This window comes from Paraburkholderia ginsengisoli NBRC 100965, from assembly GCF_000739735.1.
In the GTDB taxonomy this organism is placed as follows: Bacteria; Pseudomonadota; Gammaproteobacteria; order Burkholderiales; family Burkholderiaceae; genus Paraburkholderia; species Paraburkholderia ginsengisoli.
This window is the reverse complement of sequence record NZ_BBJF01000005.1, coordinates 670374-693301: the sequence shown is the minus strand read 5'-3', so window position 1 is coordinate 693301 and position 22928 is coordinate 670374. Positions and strand designations below refer to the sequence as shown.

Annotated in this window: 22 protein-coding genes; 11 read left to right on the top strand and 11 right to left on the bottom strand. The window is 67.2% G+C overall.

Annotated features, from left to right (window positions below; genetic code table 11):
• Positions 1-18 precede the first annotated feature (18 nt).
• From rpe to BGI01S_RS12285, 8 genes are all read right to left on the bottom strand, one after another.
• The gene (gene rpe / locus BGI01S_RS12320; RefSeq protein ID WP_042325648.1) at positions 19-726 is read right to left on the bottom strand and encodes a ribulose-phosphate 3-epimerase; all 708 of its coding nucleotides are present in this window, start codon (positions 724-726) and stop codon (positions 19-21) included.
• Positions 727-772: 46 nt separating this feature from the next.
• Positions 773-1810: a class II fructose-bisphosphate aldolase gene (gene fba / locus BGI01S_RS12315; RefSeq protein ID WP_042325646.1), complete on the bottom strand. Its 1038-nt coding sequence runs from the start codon at positions 1808-1810 to the stop codon at positions 773-775.
• A gap of 51 nt (positions 1811-1861) precedes the next feature.
• The gene (gene tkt / locus BGI01S_RS12310) at positions 1862-3925 is read right to left on the bottom strand and encodes a transketolase (RefSeq protein WP_042325645.1); all 2064 of its coding nucleotides are present in this window, start codon (positions 3923-3925) and stop codon (positions 1862-1864) included.
• Positions 3926-3980: 55 nt separating this feature from the next.
• Entirely contained in the window at positions 3981-4853 is an 873-nt protein-coding gene (locus BGI01S_RS12305) for a phosphoribulokinase (RefSeq protein ID WP_042325642.1), read from the bottom strand.
• 72 nt (positions 4854-4925) lie between these two features.
• Positions 4926-6029: a class 1 fructose-bisphosphatase gene (locus BGI01S_RS12300; RefSeq protein WP_042325641.1), complete on the bottom strand. Its 1104-nt coding sequence runs from the start codon at positions 6027-6029 to the stop codon at positions 4926-4928.
• A gap of 27 nt (positions 6030-6056) precedes the next feature.
• The gene (cbbX, locus tag BGI01S_RS12295; RefSeq protein ID WP_232624395.1) at positions 6057-7097 is read right to left on the bottom strand and encodes a CbbX protein; all 1041 of its coding nucleotides are present in this window, start codon (positions 7095-7097) and stop codon (positions 6057-6059) included.
• A gap of 97 nt (positions 7098-7194) precedes the next feature.
• On the bottom strand, positions 7195-7623 hold the full coding sequence (locus BGI01S_RS12290) for a ribulose bisphosphate carboxylase small subunit (RefSeq protein ID WP_042325639.1): 429 nt from the start codon (positions 7621-7623) through the stop codon (positions 7195-7197).
• Between the two features lie 160 nt (positions 7624-7783).
• Positions 7784-9274 carry a ribulose-bisphosphate carboxylase large subunit gene (locus tag BGI01S_RS12285; RefSeq protein ID WP_042325636.1) on the bottom strand — a complete coding sequence of 497 codons (1491 nt, stop codon included), beginning with the start codon at positions 9272-9274 and terminating at the stop codon, positions 7784-7786.
• 455 nt (positions 9275-9729) lie between these two features.
• Here BGI01S_RS12285 and pqqA point away from each other — a divergent pair, with 455 nt between their 5' ends.
• The 3 genes from pqqA (at position 9730) to BGI01S_RS12270 (ending at position 11284) form a co-directional block, all read left to right on the top strand.
• Positions 9730-9819 (top strand): pyrroloquinoline quinone precursor peptide PqqA, encoded by a 90-nt coding sequence (gene pqqA / locus BGI01S_RS31380; RefSeq protein ID WP_035496610.1) that lies wholly within the window; start codon positions 9730-9732, stop codon positions 9817-9819.
• A gap of 100 nt (positions 9820-9919) precedes the next feature.
• Positions 9920-10522: a DUF447 domain-containing protein gene (locus tag BGI01S_RS12275; RefSeq protein ID WP_042325631.1), complete on the top strand. Its 603-nt coding sequence runs from the start codon at positions 9920-9922 to the stop codon at positions 10520-10522.
• 18 nt (positions 10523-10540) lie between these two features.
• A complete protein-coding gene (locus tag BGI01S_RS12270) occupies positions 10541-11284 on the top strand; it encodes a (5-formylfuran-3-yl)methyl phosphate synthase (RefSeq protein WP_042325629.1) in 744 nt (247 codons plus the stop codon).
• Between the two features lie 97 nt (positions 11285-11381).
• On the opposite strand, the gene BGI01S_RS12265 is transcribed toward BGI01S_RS12270, so the two are convergent.
• The 3 genes from BGI01S_RS12265 to BGI01S_RS12255 all read right to left on the bottom strand — a co-directional run bounded on the left by BGI01S_RS12265 (position 11382) and on the right by BGI01S_RS12255 (position 14330).
• Positions 11382-11972, bottom strand: coding sequence for an amino acid kinase family protein (locus BGI01S_RS12265; protein WP_042325627.1), 591 nt, complete (start codon positions 11970-11972; stop codon positions 11382-11384).
• Positions 11973-12123: 151 nt separating this feature from the next.
• Complete coding sequence (locus BGI01S_RS12260) at positions 12124-13230, bottom strand: hydantoinase/oxoprolinase family protein (protein ID WP_042325625.1); 1107 nt, start codon at positions 13228-13230, stop codon at positions 12124-12126.
• On the bottom strand, positions 13227-14330 hold the full coding sequence (locus BGI01S_RS12255) for an ATP-grasp domain-containing protein (protein WP_042325623.1): 1104 nt from the start codon (positions 14328-14330) through the stop codon (positions 13227-13229). Before BGI01S_RS12255 ends, BGI01S_RS12260 begins: the two co-directional genes overlap by 4 nt.
• A 14-nt stretch (positions 14331-14344) precedes the next feature.
• Here BGI01S_RS12255 and BGI01S_RS12250 point away from each other — a divergent pair, with 14 nt between their 5' ends.
• The 8 genes from BGI01S_RS12250 to pqqB all read left to right on the top strand — a co-directional run bounded on the left by BGI01S_RS12250 (position 14345) and on the right by pqqB (position 22883).
• Complete coding sequence (locus BGI01S_RS12250; RefSeq protein ID WP_042325621.1) at positions 14345-15094, top strand: HisA/HisF-related TIM barrel protein; 750 nt, start codon at positions 14345-14347, stop codon at positions 15092-15094.
• 287 nt (positions 15095-15381) lie between these two features.
• Positions 15382-16809, top strand: a complete 1428-nt coding sequence (locus BGI01S_RS12245) for a molybdopterin-binding domain-containing protein (RefSeq protein ID WP_042325618.1) — start codon at positions 15382-15384, stop codon at positions 16807-16809.
• Positions 16806-18509, top strand: a complete 1704-nt coding sequence (locus tag BGI01S_RS12240) for a formylmethanofuran dehydrogenase subunit A (RefSeq protein WP_042325617.1) — start codon at positions 16806-16808, stop codon at positions 18507-18509. The genes BGI01S_RS12245 and BGI01S_RS12240 overlap by 4 nt, the downstream gene beginning before the upstream one ends.
• A gap of 34 nt (positions 18510-18543) precedes the next feature.
• On the top strand, positions 18544-19503 hold the full coding sequence (gene fhcD, locus BGI01S_RS12235; protein ID WP_042325615.1) for a formylmethanofuran--tetrahydromethanopterin N-formyltransferase: 960 nt from the start codon (positions 18544-18546) through the stop codon (positions 19501-19503).
• Positions 19500-20324, top strand: coding sequence for a formylmethanofuran dehydrogenase subunit C (locus BGI01S_RS12230; RefSeq protein WP_042325612.1), 825 nt, complete (start codon positions 19500-19502; stop codon positions 20322-20324). Before fhcD ends, BGI01S_RS12230 begins: the two co-directional genes overlap by 4 nt.
• A 17-nt stretch (positions 20325-20341) precedes the next feature.
• Positions 20342-20926 carry a cytochrome b gene (locus BGI01S_RS12225; RefSeq protein WP_042325610.1) on the top strand — a complete coding sequence of 195 codons (585 nt, stop codon included), beginning with the start codon at positions 20342-20344 and terminating at the stop codon, positions 20924-20926.
• A complete protein-coding gene (locus tag BGI01S_RS12220; protein ID WP_042325608.1) occupies positions 20923-21939 on the top strand; it encodes an alpha/beta fold hydrolase in 1017 nt (338 codons plus the stop codon). Before BGI01S_RS12225 ends, BGI01S_RS12220 begins: the two co-directional genes overlap by 4 nt.
• Positions 21936-22883: a pyrroloquinoline quinone biosynthesis protein PqqB gene (gene pqqB / locus BGI01S_RS12215; protein ID WP_042325606.1), complete on the top strand. Its 948-nt coding sequence runs from the start codon at positions 21936-21938 to the stop codon at positions 22881-22883. The genes BGI01S_RS12220 and pqqB overlap by 4 nt, the downstream gene beginning before the upstream one ends.
• Positions 22884-22928 lie beyond the last annotated feature (45 nt).

The window sequence follows — 22928 nt, the reverse complement described above, 5'->3', positions numbered from 1 at the left end:
CGGCCCGCGTAGAGCGGGTCATTCCATCGCCGCTACGCCCGCGCGTTCTTCAACCGTCTCCAGTTCGTCACGCAATCGCGCGATTGCCTGCGTGCGGTCCGACGCACCGAACACCGCCGATCCCGCCACGAACACATCGGCGCCCGCTTCGGCGATCCGCGCGATGTTCGACGCGTTCGCGCCGCCGTCCACTTCGATCAGCAACGGCCGCCCGGTACGCTGCATCGTCGCATCGACCCGCTCGCGCAATTGCCGCAGCTTGTCGAGCGTGTGCCCGATGAACGCCTGGCCGCCGAAGCCCGGATTGACCGACATCACCAGCACGACGTCGAGCATGTCCAGCACATGATCGAGCACCGCGAGCGGCGTCGACGGGTTCAGCGCGAGGCCGGCGCGCGCGCCGTGCGACTTGATCAGCTCGATGGTCCGATGCACATGCAGCGACGCCTCCGGATGAAAACTGATCGAATTCGCGCCCGCCTCGGCAAAGGACGCGACGAGCGGATCGACGGGCATCGTCATCAGATGCACGTCGAACGGCACCGTTGTATACGGCCGGATCGCGGAGCACACCAGCGGGCCGACCGTGAGGTTCGGCACGTAGTGGTTGTCCATCACGTCGAGATGGAGCCAGTCGGCGCCGGCGGCGGTCACGTCGCGGACCTCGTCGGCGAGCCGGGCGAAATCCGCCGACAACAACGACGGGGCAATCAGGAAGTCGCGCATCGGCGTCTCCTCGCAAGGGCTAGGTAGCGAAAGTTCAGCGGCGGTCTCAGTGATACCGGCGCGCCATCGTGTCGAGCGACAGCGGCTTGATCCGTGCCGCCTGGCCCGCGCAACCGAACGCCTCGAAACGCTCGACGCAGATCGCGCTCGCCGCCGCCGTCGCGGCCTTCAACGCCGCGCGCGGATCGAACTCGGAGCGCGCGTTGGCGAGCGACTTGCGCATCGCGCCGCTCATCGCGAGGCGGATGTCGGTGTCGATGTTGACCTTGCGCACGCCGTGCTTGATGCCGCGCCGGATTTCCTCGACCGGCACGCCGTAGGTAGTCGGGATCTCGCCGCCGTATTGGCGGATCACCGCCAGCCATTCCTGCGGGACCGACGACGACCCGTGCATCACCAGATGCGCATTCGGAATCCGCTCGTGAATGTCGACGATGCGGTCGATCGCGAGAATGTCGCCGGTCGGCTCGCGGCTGAACTTGTACGCGCCGTGCGAGGTGCCGATTGCAATCGCGAGTGCGTCGACGCCGGTTGCGTCGACGAAACGCCTGGCTTCTTCGGGGTCCGTGAGCAGGTCGTCGCGCGCGAGCTGTCCTGCCGCGCCGACGCCGTCCTCCTCGCCCGCCGTACCGGTTTCGAGCGAGCCGAGGCAACCCAGCTCGCCTTCCACCGACACGCCCACCGCATGCGCCGCCTCCACCACGCGGCGGCTCACGTCGACGTTGTAGTCGTAGGCCGCGGGTGTCTTCTGGTCCGGCAGCAGCGAGCCGTCCATCATCACCGACGTGAAGCCCGAGCGGATCGCCTGCTGACAGACCGCCGGACTCGCGCCGTGATCCTGATGCAGCACCAGCGGAATATCCGGGTGCGCCTCCAGCGCGGCGAGCACCAGATGCCGCAGATAAGGCTCGCCCGCGTACTTGCGCGCGCCCGCCGACGCCTGCAGGATCACCGGGCTGTCGGTGGCCTCGGCGGCTTGCATGATCGCGTGAATCTGCTCCATGTTGTTGACGTTGAACGCGGGCACGCCGTAGTCGTGTTCGGCCGCGTGATCCAGCAGTTGCCGCAGGGTGATGAAGGCCATTGCACACACTCCAGAGATGAAATCGAATTCGGATTCGAGCGGATCGAAGCGTCAGTGCGCGCCGTGTGCGCTCTGCACGACGCGGCGCGCTTCGTCCACCAGCGCCTGCGTGGTCAGATTGAAGTGTTTGAACAGCGCCGCGGCGGGAGCGGATTCACCAAACGAATCGACACCGACGACACCGCCATCGAGCCCGACGTATTGCCGCCAGAACGCCGTGACGCCCGCCTCGATCGAAACGCGCGGCACACCCGGCGGCAGCACCGCGTCGCGCCATGCGCGCGTCTCGCGATCGAACGCCGTGGTGGACGGCATCGACACGACTCGCGCGGCAATGCCCGCAGCTTCGAGCGGCGCGACGGCTTCAAGCGCGAGCGCGACTTCGGAGCCGGTGGCGATCAGCACGATGCGCGCGGGTTGCGCGTTCCCCGCGTGGTCCGGCCAGTCGCGCAACACATAACCGCCGCGCGCGATCGCGCCGATCTGCTCGGCCGAACGCGTGACGAACGGCAGATTCTGCCGGCTCAGCAGCAAACACGACGGCCCATCCCGTTCGACCGCGCTAACCCACGCCTGAGCGGTCTCGACGGTGTCGCACGGACGCCAGACGTCCAGCCCCGGAATCAGCCTGAGGCTCGCCGCATGTTCGACCGCCTGGTGGGTTGGGCCGTCCTCGCCGAGCCCGATCGAATCGTGCGTGAACACGAAGATCGTGCGGGTCTTCATCAATGCGGCCATCCGCAGCGCGTTGCGCGAATAGTCGGAGAACGTGAGGAAAGTGCCGCCGAACGGCAGGTGGCCGCGATGCAGCGCGATGCCGTTCATCACCGCGCTCATGCCGAATTCGCGCACGCCGTAGTGCAGATAGTTGCCGCCTTGCAGACCGCGGTCGTTGGTGTGCACGTCGACCGCGCCCTTCCAGTCGGTCAGGTTCGAGCCGGTCAGGTCGGCCGAGCCGCCGAGCAGTTCGGGCAGACTGCGCGCGAGCGCGGCGATCGCCTGTTGCGAGGCCTTGCGCGTCGCGATCGACTCGGCCGCGCAGTCGGCTTCGCGCAGCAGCGCGCGAACCGCATCGCGCCAGGACGCGGGCAACGTGCCCTGCACGCGCCGTTCGAACTCGGCGGCCTCGTTCGGATAGTGCTTGCGATAGGCGTCGAAACGTTCGCTCCAGTCGGCTTCGGCGGCCTCGCCGCGCTCGCTCGCGTCCCAGCGTGCGCGGACTTCGTCCGGAATCTCGAACGGCGCGTGCGGCCAGCCGAGCGCACGGCGGGTTTGCGCGACCTCGTCGGCGCCGAGCGGCGCGCCATGCACGTCGTGCGTGCCGGCCTTCGACGGCGAGCCCTGGCCGATCACCGTCTTGCAGCAGATCAGTGTCGGCCGGCCGGCGTCGCGCGCGGATTGCAATGCGTGGTCGACCGCGTCGACGTCGTGCCCGTCCACCTCGCGCACCACATGCCAGCCATACGCGGCGAAGCGCGTCGGCGTATCGTCTGCGAACCATTGGTGCACATGACCGTCGATCGAAATGCCGTTGTCGTCGTAGAGCACCGTCAGCTTGTCGAGCTTCAGCGTGCCCGCAAGCGACGCCGCTTCATGCGAGATGCCTTCCATCAGGCAGCCATCGCCGACGAACACGTACGTCCCATGATCGACGATCCGATGTCCGGGCCGATTGAATTCGCGCGCAAGAAGCGCTTCGGCGAGCGCCATGCCGACGCCGTTCGCGAGCCCCTGGCCGAGGGGCCCAGTGGTCGTTTCGACGCCCGGCGTGACGCCCACTTCGGGATGCCCCGGCGTTCTGCCATGCAACTGACGGAAGCGCTTCAACTCGTCGATCGGCAGGTCATAGCCGCTCAGATGCAGCAGTCCATACAGCAGCATGGAGCCGTGGCCGTTGGACAGGATGAACCGATCGCGGTCGGGCCACACGGGGTTGCGCGGGTTGTGCTTCAGATGCCGGTCCCACAACGCGACGGCGATCTCGGCCATGCCGAGCGGCATGCCGGGATGCCCGGACTTCGCCGCTTCCACAGCGTCGATCGCGAGCATGCGCAGCGCGTCGGCCATCAAACGTGTGGCAGCAGGTGTGGCCACCGATTCTGCGAGAGCACTCATCGAATCTCTCCTTCCAGTATGAAAATCCTGTTCGCCGGCAGATGCCGGGCGCGCGTCAGGCGCGCGAGCGCCGGTCGATCAGTTGCAGAATCATCGGCGTGAAGATCAGCTGCATCGCGAGTCCCATCTTGCCGCCCGGCACGACGATCACGTTCGGGCGCGACATGAACGAGTCGTGCAGCATCGTCAGCAGATACTGGAAGTCGATCCCCTTCGGCCGCGCGAAGCGGATCACCACGAAGCTCTCGTCCGGCTGCGGAATCTCGCGCGCGGTGAATGGATTCGACGTGTCCACGGTCGGCACGCGCTGGAAGTTCACATGCGTGCGCGAGAACTGTGGGCAGATGTAGTTCACGTAGTCGGGCATGCGCCGCAGGATCGTGTCGACCACCGCTTCATGCGAGTAGCCGCGCATGTTCTGATCGCGGTGCAGCTTCTGGATCCATTCGAGGTTGATGATCGGCACCACGCCGATCAGCAGGTCCGCATGCCTTGCGATGTCCACCTTGTCGGTCACGGCCGCGCCGTGCAGCCCCTCGTAGAACATCAGGTCGGTGCCGGGCTCGACGTTTTCCCACGGCGTGAAGGTGCCGCCGTCCTGCTTGTAGAGCTGCGCTTCGGCGGCGTCGTGCACGTAGTGGCGCAACTGCCCGGTGCCGTTCTCGCCGTAGTTCGTGAAGAGCGTCTCCAGCTCTTCGAGCAGATTCGCCTCGGGACCGAAATGGCTGAAGTTCGGCGCGCCGTCGTGTTCATGCTCCTTCATGGCCGCGCGCATACCGTTGCGGTCGTAGCGATGAAACGCGTCGCCTTCGACAATCTGCGCGTTGATGTGCTCGCGTCTGAAGATGTGGGTGAAGCTCTTCATGACGGTCGTGGTGCCGGCGCCGCTCGAGCCGGTCACCGCGATGATCGGATGTTTGACTGACATGCTGTTGTCTCCGGATGGCAATGTTCTGGCCGCCTTCTCAACGGGCGGTGTGTCTGGCCTGCTAGCCGCGCGTCAGGCCGTGAAGTCCGGCAGAAACAGCGAGCGCGGGCTGAACAGCGGCGACGTGAACGGCTTGTCCTCGCCGCGATCGTATTCGCCGTGATAGCGCGCAATGCGTTCGACTTCGTTCTTCGAGCCGAGAATCACCGGCACGCGTCCATGCAGCGCATGCGGATGTACATCGAGAATGCGCTCGCGCCCGGTGATCGACAGGCCGCCCGCCTGCTCGATGAGAAAACTCATCGGGTTCGCTTCGTACAGCAGGCGCAGGCGCCCTTCCATCGCCGGCGTCTTCGAGTCGCGCGGATACATGAAAACGCCCCCCCGCATCAGGATGCGATGCACCTCCGCGACCATCGACGCGATCCAGCGCATGTTGAAGTCGCTCGCGCGGCAGCCGCTGCGGCCGTCCTTGCACTCCTGCACATAGCGGCGCACGGGCGGCTCCCAGAAGCGCTCGTTCGACGCATTGATCGCGAACTCGACCGTGTCTTCGGGAATGCGGATGTTCGAATGCGTGAGCACGAAGTTGCCGATGTCGCGTTCCAGCGTGAAGCCATGCGTGCCGTTGCCGACCGACAGCACGAGCATCGTCGACGGTCCATACACCGCGTAGCCGGCCGCGACCTGTTCGCAGCCCGGCCGCAGGAAGTCGGCCTCGCCCACTTCGTTTTTGTCGGCGCCGTTCACGCGCAGCACCGAGAAAATCGAACCCACCACGCCGTTGATGTCGATGTTCGACGAACCGTCGAGCGGATCGAATGCGAGCAGATAGTCGCCGCGCGGATAGTCCGGCGGAATCGCGTACACGTCCTCCATTTCCTCCGACACCATCGCCGCCAGCAAGCCATCCCACTCGCATTGCTGCACGAAGATTTCGTTGGTGGCGACATCGAGCTTCTTCTGCTCCTCGCCGTGTGTGTTGACGGTCTGCGCGGACCCGTAGTGGCCGCCGAGCGAGCCTTTCGTGAGCATCGCCGAGATCGACTTGATCGCGGCCGCCACGTCGATCAGCAGCGCGGAGAGTCCCGCCGTCGCCGGGCCGTTTTCGGGCGATGGCTGGCGGTCGAGCGTGTCGATCAGGAACTTCGAGAGGGTCGTGCGTCCGTCCTGCATGGCGTTTCTCCTGGATGATGTCGTGACTCAACCTGATGGCGCCGAGTCGGCGCGCGATGTCGGTGCGTACGGCGGCGCTTCGTCGAACACGCGGCTTGCGCGGACGTCGGCGGCGTCGATCAGCGTGAGTGCGGCGGCGTCGATCGGTGCGCCGCCATCGAGCGCGCCCGCGAACAGCCGGTTGGCCTGACGCAGCCGCGCGCGGTCGAGCGCATTGCGCACCGAGCGGGCATTGGCGAAATTCGGTTGACGGATGCGGCGCGCGAGATAGTCGGCGAATGCGTGCCGCGACGCGGCGTCGAAGCGGTAGTGCATCGTCGCGAGCATCCGCTCGGCGATGTCGAGCAGTTCCGTTTCGGCGTAGTCGGGAAACGTGATGTGATGCGCGATGCGCGAACGGAAACCCGGATTGCTCTCGAAGAACACTTCCATTCGCGACGCGTAGCCGGCCAGAATCACGACCAGATCGCCACGCTGATTCTCCATCGTCTGCAGCAGGATTTCGATGGCCTCCTGGCCGTAATCGCGCTCGTTCTCCGGGCGATACAGGTAATACGCTTCGTCGATGAACAGCACGCCGCCCATCGCGCGCTTGAGCACGTCGCGCGTTTTCGGCGCCGTATGGCCGATGTACTGGCCGACCAGATCGTCGCGCGTGACGGACACGAGATGATTGCGGCGGATGTAGCCGAGCCGGTGCAGCACCTCGGCCATGCGCAGCGCGACGGTCGTCTTGCCGGTGCCGGGGTTGCCGGAGAAGCACATATGCAGGGTCGGCGCACCACCGGCGAGGCCGAGCGAATCGCGCGCGCGTTCGACCAGCAGATGCGCGGCCACCTCGCGGATGCGCGTCTTCACCGGCGTGAGGCCGACCAGATCGCGGTCGAGTTCGCCGAGCACGTCGCCGATACCCGAGTCGCGATAGAGCGCAGCGAGATCGACTTGCGGCGCTTCGGGGCGCGCGTCGAGTGTGTCGTCCGCGTCGTGCCTCTCGTGCGAATCGTGCGCGTCCCCGGTTCGCGCGGCGGACGGCAGGATCGCGTCCGCGATGGCAGCATCGTCTCTCATGGCTTCTCCTTGTGGCGATTCATCGAGCGGGTCGGCGTGACCCGCTTCACGCGGCGTGCTGCGCGTTCGCCGCGTGCCTCGCGTCGTGCGTGAGCATTCAACTGGCCGGGCCGTAGCGTTCGCCCGACGGCCGGTCGCCCGCATAGCTCGACAGGCTGTAGCGCTGCACGCGCCCATGCACGTCCTGACGGTGCAGACGGAAGCCCGGCTCCACATCCGGCCGGTTGACGATGAACGACAGCCGCATCGTCTCGAAGCTGCGCACCGAATCGAACGCGTTGACCTTGATGTAGTGCTGCGGACGTGCCGCGCGGCAGGCTTTCACTTCCTGCAATACGCCCGCGGCGTCGTGCAGATCGAACATCGGCAGGCCCCACATTTCCCAGTAGGTGTTGCGCGGATGCGGGTCATCGGTGAATTCGACCGAACATGCCCAGCCCTGGCTCAGCGCGTAGTCGATCTGCAGGCTGATCTCTTCATCGCTCAGCTCGGGCAGGAAGGAGAACGTTCCTTGTGTAATACGCATGACGAACCTCGTTGATCTATGTCGCGTTCAGAAGAACGACGCCAGCAGTCGCTCGCGCGGTGCGGTGGCACCGCGTGCAGCGCTGCGTGACGAGCGGCGGCCGCTATCGAGCCGGCGCGCTGGCGTCGCGTGGGTAACTTGCAGACGGCGTCGTGTCGGCTTACGCCGCCGTCGGTGTGGCGGCGAAATCGGGCGTATCGGTCGACGCGTAGTTGAAGGTCACGTCGCGCCACGTATCGAGCGCCTGCTTGAGCGGCGTGCACCAGCGCGCGGCCGCTTCGAGCACCTCCGGCCCTTCGTTGAGAATGTCGCGACCTTCGTTGCGCGCCTTCACCATCGCTTCGAGCGCGACGCGGTTCGCGACCGCGCCCGCCTGGATCCCGGCCGGATGGCCGATCGTGCCGCCGCCGAACTGCAGGATCGCGTCGTCGCCGAACAGGTCGAGCAACTGGTGCATCTGCCCCGCGTGAATGCCGCCGGAGGCCACCGGCATCACCTTGCGCAAGCCGGCCCACGGTTGATCGAAGAAGATGCCGCGCGACAGATCGACCGCGTTGTGCGCGTCGCGGCACACGTTGTAGTAGCCCTGCACCGCGAGCGGATCGCCTTCGAGCTTGCCGACCGCCGTGCCCGCGTGCGCATGATCGACACCCGCCATGCGCAGCCACTTCGCGATCACGCGAAACGAGATGCCGTGATTGCGTTGCCGTGTGTACGTGCTGTGCCCGGCGCGATGCAGATGCAGGATCATGTCGTTCTTGCGGGCCCAGCGCGACATCGACTGAATTGCGGTCCAGCCGATCACCAGATCGATCATCACGATGCACGAGCCGAGTTCCTTCGCGAATTCTGCGCGCTCGTACATGTCCTCCATCGTGCCGGCCGTGACGTTCAGATAGTGGCCTTTCACCTCGCCGGTTTCCGCTTGCGCGCGGTTCACCGCGTCCAACGAAAACAGAAAGCGGTCGCGCCAGTGCATGAACGCCTGCGAGTTGATGTTCTCGTCGTCCTTCAGAAAATCGAGGCCGCCGCGCAAGCCCTCATACACCACGCGCCCATAGTTCTTGCCCGACAGGCCCAGCTTCGGCTTGACCGTCGCGCCGAGCAGCGGCCGCCCATACTTGTCGAGCCGCTCACGCTCGACGACGATGCCGGTCGGCGGCCCCTGGAACGTCTTCAGATAGGCAACCGGGATGCGCATGTCTTCGAGACGCAGCGCCTTCAACGGCTTGAAACCGAACACGTTGCCGATAATCGACGCGGTGAGGTTCGCCACCGAGCCCTCTTCGAACAGATCGAGTTCATAAGCGATATACGCGAAATACTGCGGCTCGTCGGCACGCGCGTTCGGCACAGGGTCAACGCGATAGGCTTTGGCGCGATACATATCGCACGCGGTGAGCCGGTCGGTCCACACCACGGTCCACGTGGCTGTCGACGATTCGCCCGCCACGGCGGCCGCCGCCTCTTCGGGGTCCACGCCCGGTTGCGGCGTGATGCGAAACAGCGCGATCACGTCGGTTTCCTTCGGCTCATAGTCGGGTTGCCAGTAACCCATCTCGCGATATTTCATGACGCCTGCCGCATACCGTTCGCGGGGATTGCCAGGATTGCGGATGGTCTCGATCACCGGTTGACTGAAATCGTTCATGACGTGTCCTCGAAAGTGGGAAGCGCGTTGCCGGGAGAACGAAGCGCTTGTGTTGCACTGTAGGCACGTCGGACGCCAAGGGGAATTCACGATTTTATTTGGCAGACTTAACCGATCCGTTATCGATCGCATAGCGCGGAATGGATTCCCGGCAGCGCGCGGCGATTGGGTGCAGAATGTCCGGGAGGCGATGCAAAGGACGAACGTGACAGCGCACCGGGATTCATAGGAAAGCGATGGAACACTTTGCTTCGTTTCCGCCACACCGCGCGGCACGCCTTCCAGCAAGCTACGCGGCTGTGGCGCCGGCGTAATTCGGCAGGCGCTGTATTGCCGGTCGAACGCGCGCCGGAGCATCGCTTCGGCATCGCGCTTGGGCATAAAGCTTGCGTCATGCTGGATGCCGTCGAAGTCCGGCATCACGTCGGGCGGGCGGCGCAACGCAGTTTCAAACCATGGAGGAAGCACGTATGCAATGGACCACTCCGAGCTACACCGATGTGCGTCTCGGTTTTGAAATCGTGATGTATGTCGCTACGCGTTAAGCCCGTAGACGGGCCGCACGCTGCGGCCCTTTTGCGGATCGTCATTGTCGTTAGCTAACCGGCCGGCCTTCCGGCGCTGTCAGGACACGCGTTCTCATCCATGATCCACGAAACGATCGTCACCACGGCAGCGTGCGATGGCCGTCCTCACGTCGCCCCGATGGGGGCGCGTTTCGAGGGTGACCATGTCATCCTTTCTCCTTTTCGTCCGTCCGTGACGCTCGACAATATCGTCGCGTCGCGGGCGGCGGTTCTGAACTTCACCACCGACGTGCGCGTCTTCGCGGGCTGCGTCACGCATTGCGCAAGCGACTGGCCCACGGTCGCCGCAAGTCGCGTCGCGAGCGTGCGCCTGGCCGAATCGCTCGCGCATGCGGAATTCGAACTCGATGAACTGCGCGACGACGCGCAACGCCCGGTGCTGCGCATGAAGTGCGTGCACCGCGAAACGCACGCGCCGTTCACCGGCTTCAATCGCGCGCAATCGGCCGTGGTCGAAGGCGCGATTCTGGTGAGCCGTCTCTTCATGCTGCCGGCCGACAAGGTCGATCGCGAGATGGCTTACCTGCAGATCGCGATCGACAAAACCGCCGGCGACAACGAACGCACCGCATGGGACTGGCTCGTCGCTGCGGTCGCGCGGCATCGCGCGAGCCTCGAATCATCCGGCGGCCAGACCGCCACCGCTGCCGTCCACCACTAGCTTTCCCGGAGATGACCGATGACCGCATTGCTTGCGAGCGTCCGCTCGGATGACGAAGCATTCGACGCCGCTCGCGCCGGCGCCGAACTGATCGACCTGAAAGAGCCGAACGCGGGCGCGCTTGGCGGATTGTCGATCGGCGACATTACGCACATTGCCCGGCAGTTGCGCGCGCGCTACCCGGTCAAGCCGATCAGCGCGACGATCGGCGACGTGCCGGCCGACGCGTTCGACGAGATCGCCGCGCGCGTGATCGAAGTCAGCGACGCGGGCATCGACTACGTGAAGGTCGGCGTCGCACGCGGACCGGCCGCGCGCCGCTGCCTCGAGCAACTGGCTACGCTGCCCGCAACGGTGGTGCCGGTGCTTCTGTGCGACGGCGGCATGGACGACGAACTGGTCTCGCACACGGCATCGCTCGGCTTCGCCGGCGTGATGTTCGACACGGCGGGCAAGGACGGCAACACGCTGTTCGATCACGTGGATGTCGAGTCGCTCGCGCGCTGGTTGCGGCTCACGCGCGCACGCGGCGCGATGGGCGGCATCGCGGGGGCGCTCGGCTGGGCGCAACTGGAGCAGATCCGCGCGCTCGCGCCCGACGTCGCGGGCTTTCGCACCGCGTTGTGCGCGGACGGCCGGCGCTCGCGGCTCGATCCGCAACGCGTCGCGCAATGGGCCAGCGCGTTGCATCGGCCGGGCGGTGATGTGGGTGCGGGCGTTGGCGCTGGGGCGCACGGTGGCGCGAACGCGGCGCGGTTGTAGATCTGTAGGCCTGAAGTTTGGTAAGCGGGAGGCGCCGGCAAGCAAGGCGTCCCTCGCGAGGCGCGTCCGCAATAAATCAACGCGTTGAACCTGCCCCTCACGTCACCGGACTGTTCAGCAGCCGGTCCCGCATCAGCGCCACGCTGTGCTTGTCGAACAGTTCGACCACATAGTTCGCGTCCTTCACATAGTCGACGAAACGGCGGTCCACCACGCCTGCCGCCGCCAGCGTTTCGAGCGGATCGTCGGCGGCGATCGGACAGGACTTCACCACGATCAGCCGCTCCGCGTTGAGCATCGTCGACAGCCACGCCGCGAGGCTGTCCGAGGTCGTGTCCCAGTTGCTCATCGCGTCGGGCGTGTCGCGCATCAACGCGGTCGGCACCCACACGGCCACGTGTCCGTCGCGCAACGTGCGCCGGATCTTCGCCTCGCTCGACGCCAGCACGAGCTCGGGCAACACCCCTTTCATCAGCAGCGCGTATTGCGTCATCGCGAGCAGCGACATGTTGTGCGCGGCGAGATCGTCGAAAAGCCATTCGTTCTGATACTGCCGGACCTTGTCCGCGAAATCGCCGCCGCCCGGCACGATGACGACCCGCCCGCCCCCAACCTCGCATAGCTCGGCGAGCCAGTGGCGCAGCGTCGGTTCATGACTGAGACTGCCTCCGATCTTGACCACCCACATGACTGTTGTCCTCTTCCAGTTGAGTGCCCGTCTGTGTTCCGTCACGCTGCGAACCGCTCATGCGTCGACCATGTCGTCGGCGTATCGGCATTCCCGCACGCCCTCATCGTTGGACGGCGACGCGCGCCGCCGTTTTCAATCACGTCTCAATTCACGCCGCTCGCTCGCGTGGCTCGTCGATGTCGCGTCCGTCCAGCGCGAGCAGCGCCACCGCCACGCTCGGCGCGCAAGTCGCCGCCCACGCCGCACAACGCTCCGGCACGCCCGCGAGCGCGCCGAAGTCGAGGTAGCCGCGCGCCTCTTCACGCGCCAACGCGGCGGCGAGGAAGCGGCCGCATCCCGCGCCCACCAGCGGCGCGGCGGTCAGTGGCGGATGCGCGGCGGCCACCCGCGCCAGGTTCACACCGATTTCGCGCAACTGGAGCGCGCGCCAGCGCTGCGCGAAGCGGCGCCATTCGATCGTCGTGGCTTCAGGCGCATCGCGTCCGATCATGCGGGCGAGCCGCGCGCAACTCGCGGCCTCCGTCTTCGGCCCCTGGTCCGCGCTCGGATGCACGTCGTACACGGGGTCGAGTTCGCCGGTCAGCCGGTAGATGTCGGCGCTGGTCGCGAACCATTCGTTCATCACGTTGACCGTGACGCCCGCAAAGTCGATGCGATGCGCGATGCCGCACAACGGCGTGCGCACGACACCTTGATACACGAGCTCGCCGGTGGCGAGCCGCCCGGCGTCGGTGGACGCGCGCGCGACGACGCGGCCGCCGACGATCGGGATGATGTCGGTGGTCGTGCTGCCGATATCGACGAGCAGCGCATTTGCCGCGCGGGTCGCGACCGAGCGCGCGGTGGCGAGCCAGTTCGCCGACGCGATGTGGCGCCAGCCGCTCGCGCCTGCGTCGGCGGCGAGCCAGCCGGCGTCGCCGGCGTAAAAGCGCAGCCGCGTGCCGAGCCGGTGCGCGAGTGCCGCGACGATCGCGCGCACGCCTTCGGCGCGGTCCGCGAACAGGTCGACCATTTCGCCGGTCATCGTCACCGCGTGCAGCGCGTCGGCCGCGCGAGCCTGCGGCCAGCGCTCGAACACGAGGTCGACGGTGCGTTCCAGATGATCGAGTCCCTGCCACAGCGGGCAAGCCCATTGCACGACGTCGAGCACGGCGCCGCTGCGATCGGCCAGCGACACTTTCACATGCGCGCCGCCGACGTCCCAGCCGAATGCGATCGCATCCGTTGCCGCTGCCGCCGAATGCGCCGCGCTCAAGGCCGCGCTCCGAGAGCCGATTGCGACGGGCTCTCGCGCGCCGTCGCGGATCGCTCGACGCGCACCCCATGCGCCGCCAGCAACGCACTCGCAAGCTGAACGCCGCGCACCGCCGACAACCCCGCATAAGCGACGGTCAGGCGCGGATTCACTTCGATCACGACCGGTCCGCGCTGCGGATGCCATACCACGTCGATGCCGACGAAGCCGCGCAAGCCCGGTATCGCCGCGGCGACGCGTTGCGCGAGCGCGGCGAGCGTGCGGCCTGCGTCGCTGAGAGGATCGATCTGGTCGACCAGCACGCCGTCGAACTCGACGATGTGCGGTTGCTCGCGCAGCGCGTCCCCGCCGCTCAGGCCGATCTGCTGACGGTTGATGCTGATCAGTTCGGCATGCTGATCGCTGCAGATCAGCGACAGACTCAGCGGCTCGCCGTCGACCCACGCCTGAAGCACCGGATTGCGCGCTGCTGCCGCGCGCGCCTCGTATTCGGCGCACGCGTCGACGAAGCGGTCGAACACGAAGGTGTCGAGGCCGCCCGCGCCGTCGTCCGGTTTGACGACCCAGCGGCCTTTGCCGGGCTTGCCCGCCTTGCCTGCATTGCTCGCCGTGTCCCCTGTGTCCGCCTCGCCGGGGTCGCCCGCCTGCTCCGGTTCGAGCGCGGGCGTCGCCGCAATCCCATGCGCGGCGAGACACGCGGCCGTCGCGCTCTTGCTCGACGCCACGCGGATCGCCTCCTTCGCGCAGCCGAGCCAGCGCGCCGTGCCGACCGCATCGTGAAATCGCAGCAGCAGGCCGTCGCATTCAGGGGCGATGATCCACGCATAGTCGTGCTCGCGCGCCGCGCGGGCGACGAAGGCCGTCATCGATTCACCGGGCGCGGCCATACAATGGCGCTGCCCGGCGTCGGGCGTTTCGAAGCGCGAGGTCGCGAAGGTGACCTGCACGCCGTCGACTTCGCGCAGATCGGCGACCAGCGCGTCGCGCATCACGCGTCCTTCGACGATCAGCGCGCTCAGGTCGGCGAGACTGCCTGCGCCGGCAAGCGCGGGATCGATGCCGCCGCCGGTGAGATACTCGTAGACAAAGATCTTGGTCAAAGGAACGCGCCCCTATGCAGGTGATACCGGTTCTCGATCTGCTCGACGGCCATGTCGTGCGCGCGGTGCGCGGCGATCGGACAGCCTATCGGCCCATCCAGTCGCTTCTCACGGCGGCCAGCGAGCCGCTTCCCATTGCCCGCGCGCTGCTTGCCACCAGCGGCGCAAGCACGCTGTATATCGCCGACCTCGGCGCCATCCTGCAACGCGGCGCGCATGCGCCGGTGCTCGCCACGTTGCGCGCCGCGTTGCCCGGCATCGAACTGTGGCTCGACGCGGGCTATGCGGACTACGCGTCGATGCGCGCGCTGTTCGACCACATCGACGCCATCACTCAACGCGACGCCCCTGCTGCTCACCACCACTCGCTCGCGACCCTCGTGCCGGTGTTCGGCACCGAGTCGCTGCGCGATCGCCACGCCCTGCACACCGCGCAAGCCGCCGGCCTCGCACCGATCCTGTCGCTCGATCAGCGCAATGGCGAGTTGCTCGCGGCCACCTCGCTCGAACGTTCGTCGGCGTGGTGGCCGTCGCGCGTGATCGCGATGACGCTCGATCAGGTCGGCAGTTACGCGGGCCCGGACCTCGACACGTTCGAACGCATCCGCGCCAGCGCCGCACCGCACACCACGGTGATCGGTGCGGGCGGCATCCGCAATCGCGCCGATCTGGGCGCTGCCGCCGGCACCGGCGCCGCCGCCTGGCTGGTCGCCTCCGCGCTGCACGACCGGCAGATCAGCGTCGCGCACGCGCAAACGTCCTAGGCTTTCCATACAATTTCCATGCCACGCGACAAGCGCGCCGCGCCGGTAAACGAACCGCAAGCCAGGCGGGCTGCGCGTGACACTCTGCTCCAGCCGCGCACACAACCTGTCCGGCGCACGGACGTGGAAACGGTGCGCCGGCATCGCGAACCAAGTACGCACGCGAACGCCTCGCGCGGCGTTGAATATCGCTGAACGCAAAGCAGCACGACCGTGCCGGTCATCCGCTGGGTGAGCGCGTCGTCGGTCGCTGCGTCGATCGGCATGGAGCTTGCTAAAAATGCGCCATGCACCTTTCGCCCACCGATCCATCGACCCCTCGCACGAATGCACTCGACGCACCGGACGCTGCCGCCGTGGGTGCGCCGCTCATCACACGCGACTGGACCTGCCCGTTCTGTTCATTGCTGTGTGACGACCTCGTCGTCGGATCGCATGGCGACGGCACGCTCAGCGTGCCGGACACCGAGTGCCCACGGCTTGCACAAGCGCTCGCGCGGTTCGGCGCGACGGATGCTTCATGCGGCTGCGTGGTCGATGGCAATGCGGCCGAGCTCGACGACGCGTTGGCGCGCGCCGCGCAAATACTCGCGAACGCACGCCGTCCGTTGTTCGGCGGACTCGCCACCGACGTCGCCGGCGCCCGCGCGCTCTACTCGCTCGCGGCGGGTTGCGGCGCGATTCTCGATCATCTGCACGGCGAAGCATTGACTCCGGCGACGCTCGCGTTGCAGGACCGGGGTTCGTTTTTCACGACGCTATCCGAAGTGCGTTCGCGCGCCAGTTTGCTGGTGTTCTTCGGCTGCCAGCCATCGCGCAGTCATCCGCGTTTTTTCACGCGAACCCTGGCGGGCACCGACATCGCGCGCGAACTGGTGTTTGTCGGCTGCGGCGTGGACCCGGCAGTGGGCGGCGCTGCGGGTCTTGCGAACACGCGCACGGAAGCGCTGCTGCCGAACGCCGATCCTTTCGACACGCTCGCGCGATGGTCCGCGCTAGCCGAAGGGCGCACCGTCGATGCGCTGAATAACGGCAGTGGCAACGCCAACGACAATGGCGCGGCCGCGGCGCTCGCGGCGCTTCAGGCGCGCATCGCGGCGGCGAGCTACACGGTGCTCGTCTACGAGCCGGGCGCCCTCCCGGGCCCGCACGCGGCGTTGCTCATCGAAGCGCTGAACCGGATCGTCAAGGCGGTGAACCGCACGAGCCGCGCGGCGTGTCTCGCGCTCGGCGGCGGCGACGGCGGCTTGACGGTCAATCAGAGCGTGACCTGGCTGTCCGGCATGCCGCTGCGTACACGCGTGTCGACGCCCTCCCGGACCACCGGCACCGCGCCGCTCGATCATGACCCGTACCGCTATCGCACGGCACGGCTACTCGCCGACCGCGAAGTCGACGCGCTGCTATGGGTCGCGAGCTTCGAGCCGTATGCATGGCCGGCGTCGCTCGATCCGGCGGTTCCGTTGATCGTGCTCGGTCATCCGGCGCTCGCTCAGGCGGCCCAGGCGCGCGGCGCGAACACCGTCTTCATCCCCGTCGCGACGCCGGGGATCGACAGCGGCGGTCATCTGTTTCGCGTGGACAGCTCGGTCGTGATGCCGCTCGCCGCCGCGCGCGGCGCCGCGCTGGAGCCGGTCGCCTCGCTTGCCACGCGCTTGAGCGCCAGCTTGAGCACCCGGTCGATCGGGCGGCAGACCCGCCAGGAGCCGCAATGACCCTGGTCCGATTGAAAGGCGGCACGATCTTCGACCCGGCCAACGGCGTAAACGGCGAGCGCCGCGATCTGGTCTTCCGCGACGGACGCATCGTCGACGTGCAGGCCAACACGCCGGTCGATCGCGAATACGACGCCAGCGGCATGATCGTGATGGCAGGCGGCATCGACATGCATTCGCACATCGGCGGCGGCAAGACCAATCTGTCGCGGCTGCTGCTGCCCGAAGATCATCGCGCCGATCCGCTGCGCGACGCCTCGTACGAATCGGTGCAGGACGACGCGGGCCGCTATCTGCGTCTGCCGTCGTGCGGCGTCTGCACACCCGGCACGCTCGCGACCGGCTACCGCTATGCCGAGATGGGCTACACGGCCGCGTTCGAACCGGCGATGATGCCGTCCAACGCGCGCCACACGCACCTTGAAATGGGCGACACGCCGATCATCGATCACGGCGCGTACGTGATGCTCGGTAACGACGAACTGTTCCTGCAAATGCTCGCGGCGCGCGACGACTTCGAGCGTCTGCGCGATTACGTCGGCTGGACGATTCATGCGAGCAAGGCGCTCGGCGTGAAGGTGGTCAACCCGGGCGGCATCTCCGCGTTCAAGTTCAACCAGCGTTCGCTGAACGTCGATGAGCCGCACGTGCATTACGGCATCACGCCGCGCGAGGTGCTGCACACGCTGTCGCGCGCGCTGACCGAACTGCGCGTGCCGCATCCGCTGCATGTGCACGCGAGCAATCTCGGCGTGCCGGGCAACATCGATTCGACGATCGCGACGATGGACGCCGCCGACGGCCTGCCGATCCATCTGACGCATATCCAGTTTCATAGTTACGGCGTCGAAGGGCCGCAAAAGTTCTCGTCGGGCGCGCGGCAGATTGCCGACGCGGTCAACGCGCGGCCCAACGTGTCGATCGACGTCGGCCAGATCATCTTTGGACAGACCGTCACGGCCTCGGGTGACACGATGATGCAGTTCCGCAACACCCCGCTCGCGCGGCCGCACAAATGGGTGGTCGGCGATATCGAGTGCGATGCGGGTTGCGGCGTCGTGCCGTTCCGTTATCGCGAGCAAAGCTACGTGAACGCGTTGCAGTGGATCATCGGGCTGGAGATTTTCCTGCTGGTCGACGATCCGTGGCGTGTCGCGATGACCACCGATCATCCGAACGGCGGCCCGTTCACGAGTTATCCGCACCTGATCCGCCTGCTGATGGACAAGTCGTTCCGCGACGAGCAACTCGCGAAGCTCAATCCCGACGCGCAGGTCGCGAGCGCGCTGCCCGAACTGAAGCGCGAATTCTCGCTATACGAGATCGCGATCATCACGCGCGCCGGTCCCGCGAGGCTGCTCGGTCTGCGCGACCGTGGCCACCTGGGTGCGGGCGCGGCTGCGGACATCGCCGTGTATCGCGACGAGCCCGACCGCGAGCGGATGTTCACGTCGCCCGCGTATGTGTTCAAGGACGGCGAGCTGGTCGCGCGCGACGGCACGCTGGTCGCGACGCCGACCGGCGGCATCCATTTCGTCTCACCGGAGTTCGATCGCGGCATCGAGAAGAGGCTGCGCGCGTATAGCGAGGCGAACCTCGCGAGCAACTTCGCGCATGCCGCGATCAGCGACGACGAGGTCTGCAACTGTTGCCGCGGCGGACGGCTGCTGCCTGTCGAATGTCTGGCCCATGGCCAGTGACCGACGACCGACCCAGGCTACCCAGGCGCACACGATGAACGCCCCCGCCACTCTCGAAATCAACGGCACCGCGATCGACGCGACTTTCGCGGAAGCCTTTCCGATGAAGGCGACCCGGCTCGTCATCACCGCGCACACCCCGGCCTGGGCGATGAACGCGGCGAACTCGCTGACCGGTTTCGCGACCTCGGTGATCGGCTGCGGCTGCGAGGCCGGCGTCGAGCGCACGCTCGCGCCCGACGAAACGCCCGACGGGCGCGCGGGCGTGTCGGTGCTGCTGTTCGCGGTGTCGTCGAAGGAACTGGCGAAACAGATCGGCCGGCGCGTCGGGCAATGCGTGCTCACCTGCCCGACCACCGCCGTGTTCGGCGGCATCGATCCGGCGACCAGCCGCGCGCCGCTGTCGGATCGCGCGGCGCTCGGCAGCGACCTGCGCTTTTTCGGCGACGGCTGGCAGATTTCGAAGATGATCGGCGCTACCCGTTACTGGCGCGTGCCGGTGATGGACGGCGAGTTCGTCTGCGAGGACACGGCGGCGACCGTGAAGGCCGTCGGCGGCGGCAACCTGCTGTTTCTCGCGCGCGACACCGAGGCCGCGCTCGGTGCCGCCGAAGCCGCCGTCGCGGCGATGCGCCGGCTGCCGAACGTGATCATGCCGTTTCCGGGCGGCATCGTGCGTTCGGGGTCGAAGGTCGGCTCGCGCTACAAGGGCGCGAGCGCGTCCACCAACGACGCGTTCTGTCCGAGTCTGATCGGGCTGTCGGCGCGCAGCGAACTCGGCGCGGATGTCGGCTGCGTGCTGGAGATCGTGATCGACGGCCTCACCGACGCCGACGTCGGCGCGGCGATGACGGCCGGCATCGCCGCGGCCTCGGGGCTCGGACGCGCGGCCGGCGTGCTGCGAATTTCGGCGGGCAACTACGGCGGCAAGCTCGGCCCGTATCACTTCCATCTGCATGAGCTGGCGGCGGGTCTCGACGGGAGCCGCGCATGAGCACGACGACTTTGCGCGTGAAGAGCGCGCCCGGCTTTCGCGTCGATGCGGGCGCGCTGCGGCCCACGGCACTGGCCGCGATGAGCGTCGCGGAGATCGAGCGGCTCGTGCTGCCGGCCGGTAACGAGCGTTGCGCGGTCGGCGATGTGTTCGAGGTGCTGCGCGATGACGCCGCGGCCGACATCCCCGCGCTGGTGATCGAAGACGCCGGCGCGTGGCTCGACCGGCTGGGCGCGCAGATGGACGGCGGGCGCCTCGCGGTGCACGGTTCAGCCGGCGACCACAGTGGTTTTCAGATGAGCGGCGGCGAGTTGCACATCGACGGCGACGCGGGTCACTTCACCGGTTGCGAGATGCGCGGCGGGCGGCTCACGGTGAGCGGCGACAGCGGCGATTTCGCCGCCGGTGCGCTGACCGGCGACATGGAAGGCATGAGCGGCGGCACGCTGACGATTCACGGCAACGCGGGCGCGCGCCTCGCCGACCGCATGCGGCGCGGCCTCGTGCTGGTCGGCGGCGATGCGGGCGAATTCGCGCTGTCGCGGCTGGTCGCGGGGACCGTCGGCGTGGCCGGCAAGCTGGGTGCGCATTATGCCTATGGGATGAGGCGCGGCACGCTGCTGCTCGCTCAACGCCCCGCGCAACTGCCGGCGACATTCACCGGCGGCGGGCACGGTTTCGACGTATTCTGGTCACTGCTCGTGCGCAGTCTCGTGGATGAAATCGCGCCGTTCTCGCAGTGGAAAGCGGAACGTTTGCCGACGCGCTATACGGGCGATCTGGCTGTCGACGGCAGAGGGGAAATACTGATAGCCGGGTAGCAATCAAGGAGACACGCATGAGGACAGCGCATTCGCCGGACGCGAAGCAGGCTCTCGGCACCGATGGCAGTGTCGGCGCTCGCGGGCCGCGCTATGCCGGCGTGCAGATCGCGCTGCATTGGCTGATCGCGCTCGGTATCCTCGGTCTGCTGGCAGTGGGCTTTTACATGGTCGGACTGCCGAAGGGTTTGCCTGTCAAAGCGACGATCATCAATCTGCACAAGTCGCTCGGACTGACGGTTTTCCTGCTGGTGCTTCTGCGCATCGTGGCGCTGGCGGCCTACAACCGGCCGCCCTTGCCGCCGATGCGAGCGTGGCAACGCGCCGCCGCGCGCATTACGCAGGGTCTTTTATACGTAGCCATGATCGTGATGCCGCTGGCCGGCTATCTCGGTTCGTCGTTCAACCGTTTCGGGACGCGCTTCTGGGGCATCCCGCTGCCGAAGTGGGGCTGGGACGATCCGCATCTGCGCAAGCTTTTCTTCGGCATTCACGAGGTCGCCGCGTATGTGCTGATCGCGCTGATCGTGCTGCACGTGGCCGGCGCGCTCAAGCATCAGTGGATCGATCGCGACAACCTGCTCGCGAGGATGTGGCCATGACGCTGCGCCGCCCTCAGCAGGCCGCGCGGCACGCGCTGCCGCCGCTCGAAACCGGTACGCTGCGCACGCGCGACGGTCATCGCGTGTGGTTCGCGGCGGCCGGTGCACGCGACGGCGTGCCGGTGGTCGTGCTGCACGGCGGCCCTGGCAGCGGCAGTCAGCCGGGCGCGCTGCGCCTCTTCGATCTGAGCCGCTTTCGCGTGGTGCTGGTCGATCAGCGCGGCACCGGCGCATCGACGCCGCATGGCAGCGTGCGCCACAATCGCACCGACTACCTGATCGACGACCTCGAAGCGATTCGCGCGCGGCTCGGCTTCGAACGTTGGGGCGTGCTCGGCGGATCGTGGGGCGCGTCGCTCGCGCTCGCTTATGCCGGGCAGTGTCCGCAGTCGGTCACGGGCGTCGTGCTGCGCGGTTTGTTCCTGACTTCCGGTCGCGAAGTTCGCGGTCTATTCGTCAGTTCCCGCCGACGCGCGCCGCGCGCATCGACGACGTTGCGTGAGGCCGCCGGGTGCGAATGGCCCGAGGGTCTCGCGGCCCGTTGCGCGGCCGGTCTGCAATACGGCGCGAACCGGACGCGGCAACGCGCGCTCGCCTTGGCATGGCGCGGCTATGAAAACGAGGTGCTGGCGAGTGCCGCCATCGGCCGTACCGCACAGCCTCGAACGCGACAGTCGCCGCGCCTCGCTCGCAAGCTGGTCGGCAAATACAGGATTCAAAGTCACTATCTCGCGCATCGTTGCTGGCTCGGCGAGACGCGGCTGCTGTCGCTCGCGCGCCGTGCGGCCGCCGCCGGTGTGCCGCTCGCCGCCGTGCACGGCTCGCGCGATCCGGTCTGCCCGCCCACGAATCTGCGGCGCCTCGCGCGCGCGGTGCCGGCCGCGCAGGTCGAGTGCGTGAGCGCCGGTCATCTCGCGAGCGATCCCGCGCTGCACGAACGCGTCGCGCGCGCGCTCGCCACGATGTTCATCTCAACCTGTCACGAGGGGCGCAACCTGCGCCGCGCGGCATGAAAATCAAGGTGCTCGGCTCATCGGCGGGGGGCGGTTTTCCGCAGTGGAACTGCAACTGCCGCAATTGCGACGGTGTGCGTCGCGGAACATTGAAAGCGACGCGCCGCACGCAGTCGTCGATCGCGGTGAGCGCGAACGGCGAGGACTGGCTGCTCGTCAACGCGTCGCCGGATCTGCTCGCGCAGATCGCGGCCAATCGCGAACTGCAACCCGCCCGCCGCGCGCGTGACAGCGGCATTGCCGCCGTGCTCGTGATGGACGCGCAGATCGACCACGTGACCGGCCTGCTGATGCTGCGCGAGCGCGACACGCCGCTGCCGCTCTATGCAACCGACGCCGTGTGGCAAGACCTGGGCTCCGGCTTTCCGGTGGCGCCGATCCTCTCGCACTACTGTGGCGTCGAGCATCGCCGCATTGCGCTCGACGGCGCGCCGCTCGCCGTCGACGCATTGAGCGGCATACGCATCGACGCGCTGCCGCTGTCGAGCAAGGCGCCGCCCTACTCGCCGCATCGCAACGCGCCGGAACGCGGCGACAACATCGGACTCATGCTGACGAATCTGCAGTCGGGCAAGCGCGTGTTCTACGCGCCAGGGCTCGGCGCGATCGAAGAGCCTGTGCTCGCGGCGATGCGCGAGGCCGACCTGCTGCTGGTGGACGGCACGTTGTGGACCGGCGACGAAATGATCCGCCTCGGCCTGTCGAAGAAGACCGCCGCCGACATGGGGCATCTGCCGCAGACCGGCGCGGGCGGGATGATCGACACACTGGATGCGCTCGACGCGTATCGCGCGGATCGCGAAGGCGAAGCGCGCCGGGTCCGCAAGGTGCTCATCCATATCAACAACACCAATCCGATCCTGGTCGAAGATGGCCCCGAGCGGCGCGTGCTCGCCGAGCACGGCATCGAAGTCGCCTACGACGGGATGACATTCGAGCTTTAAAGCGTGATTTGAAGCGTAAGCGTAATTTAAAGCGTACAAGTGTGA

Excerpts from the sequence above, each read along its gene's own strand:
- fba (WP_042325646.1), bottom strand. The coding sequence starts at position 1,810 with ATGGCCTTCATCACCCTGCGGCAACTGCTGGATCACGCGGCCGAACAC.
- BGI01S_RS12220 (WP_042325608.1), top strand. The coding sequence starts at position 20,923 with ATGACGCTGCGCCGCCCTCAGCAGGCCGCGCGGCACGCGCTGCCGCCG.
- BGI01S_RS12225 (WP_042325610.1), top strand. The coding sequence starts at position 20,342 with ATGAGGACAGCGCATTCGCCGGACGCGAAGCAGGCTCTCGGCACCGAT.
- BGI01S_RS12270 (WP_042325629.1), top strand. The coding sequence starts at position 10,541 with ATGACCGCATTGCTTGCGAGCGTCCGCTCGGATGACGAAGCATTCGAC.
- BGI01S_RS12250 (WP_042325621.1), top strand. The coding sequence starts at position 14,345 with ATGCAGGTGATACCGGTTCTCGATCTGCTCGACGGCCATGTCGTGCGC.
- BGI01S_RS12300 (WP_042325641.1), bottom strand. The coding sequence starts at position 6,029 with ATGCAGGACGGACGCACGACCCTCTCGAAGTTCCTGATCGACACGCTC.
- BGI01S_RS12240 (WP_042325617.1), top strand. The coding sequence starts at position 16,806 with ATGACCCTGGTCCGATTGAAAGGCGGCACGATCTTCGACCCGGCCAAC.
- pqqA (WP_035496610.1), top strand. The coding sequence starts at position 9,730 with ATGGAGGAAGCACGTATGCAATGGACCACTCCGAGCTACACCGATGTG.
- tkt (WP_042325645.1), bottom strand. The coding sequence starts at position 3,925 with ATGAGTGCTCTCGCAGAATCGGTGGCCACACCTGCTGCCACACGTTTG.
- BGI01S_RS12245 (WP_042325618.1), top strand. The coding sequence starts at position 15,382 with ATGCACCTTTCGCCCACCGATCCATCGACCCCTCGCACGAATGCACTC.
- rpe (WP_042325648.1), bottom strand. The coding sequence starts at position 726 with ATGCGCGACTTCCTGATTGCCCCGTCGTTGTTGTCGGCGGATTTCGCC.
- cbbX (WP_232624395.1), bottom strand. The coding sequence starts at position 7,097 with ATGAGAGACGATGCTGCCATCGCGGACGCGATCCTGCCGTCCGCCGCG.
- pqqB (WP_042325606.1), top strand. The coding sequence starts at position 21,936 with ATGAAAATCAAGGTGCTCGGCTCATCGGCGGGGGGCGGTTTTCCGCAG.
- BGI01S_RS12265 (WP_042325627.1), bottom strand. The coding sequence starts at position 11,972 with ATGTGGGTGGTCAAGATCGGAGGCAGTCTCAGTCATGAACCGACGCTG.
- fhcD (WP_042325615.1), top strand. The coding sequence starts at position 18,544 with ATGAACGCCCCCGCCACTCTCGAAATCAACGGCACCGCGATCGACGCG.
- BGI01S_RS12305 (WP_042325642.1), bottom strand. The coding sequence starts at position 4,853 with ATGTCAGTCAAACATCCGATCATCGCGGTGACCGGCTCGAGCGGCGCC.
- BGI01S_RS12285 (WP_042325636.1), bottom strand. The coding sequence starts at position 9,274 with ATGAACGATTTCAGTCAACCGGTGATCGAGACCATCCGCAATCCTGGC.
- BGI01S_RS12290 (WP_042325639.1), bottom strand. The coding sequence starts at position 7,623 with ATGCGTATTACACAAGGAACGTTCTCCTTCCTGCCCGAGCTGAGCGAT.
- BGI01S_RS12275 (WP_042325631.1), top strand. The coding sequence starts at position 9,920 with ATGATCCACGAAACGATCGTCACCACGGCAGCGTGCGATGGCCGTCCT.
- BGI01S_RS12230 (WP_042325612.1), top strand. The coding sequence starts at position 19,500 with ATGAGCACGACGACTTTGCGCGTGAAGAGCGCGCCCGGCTTTCGCGTC.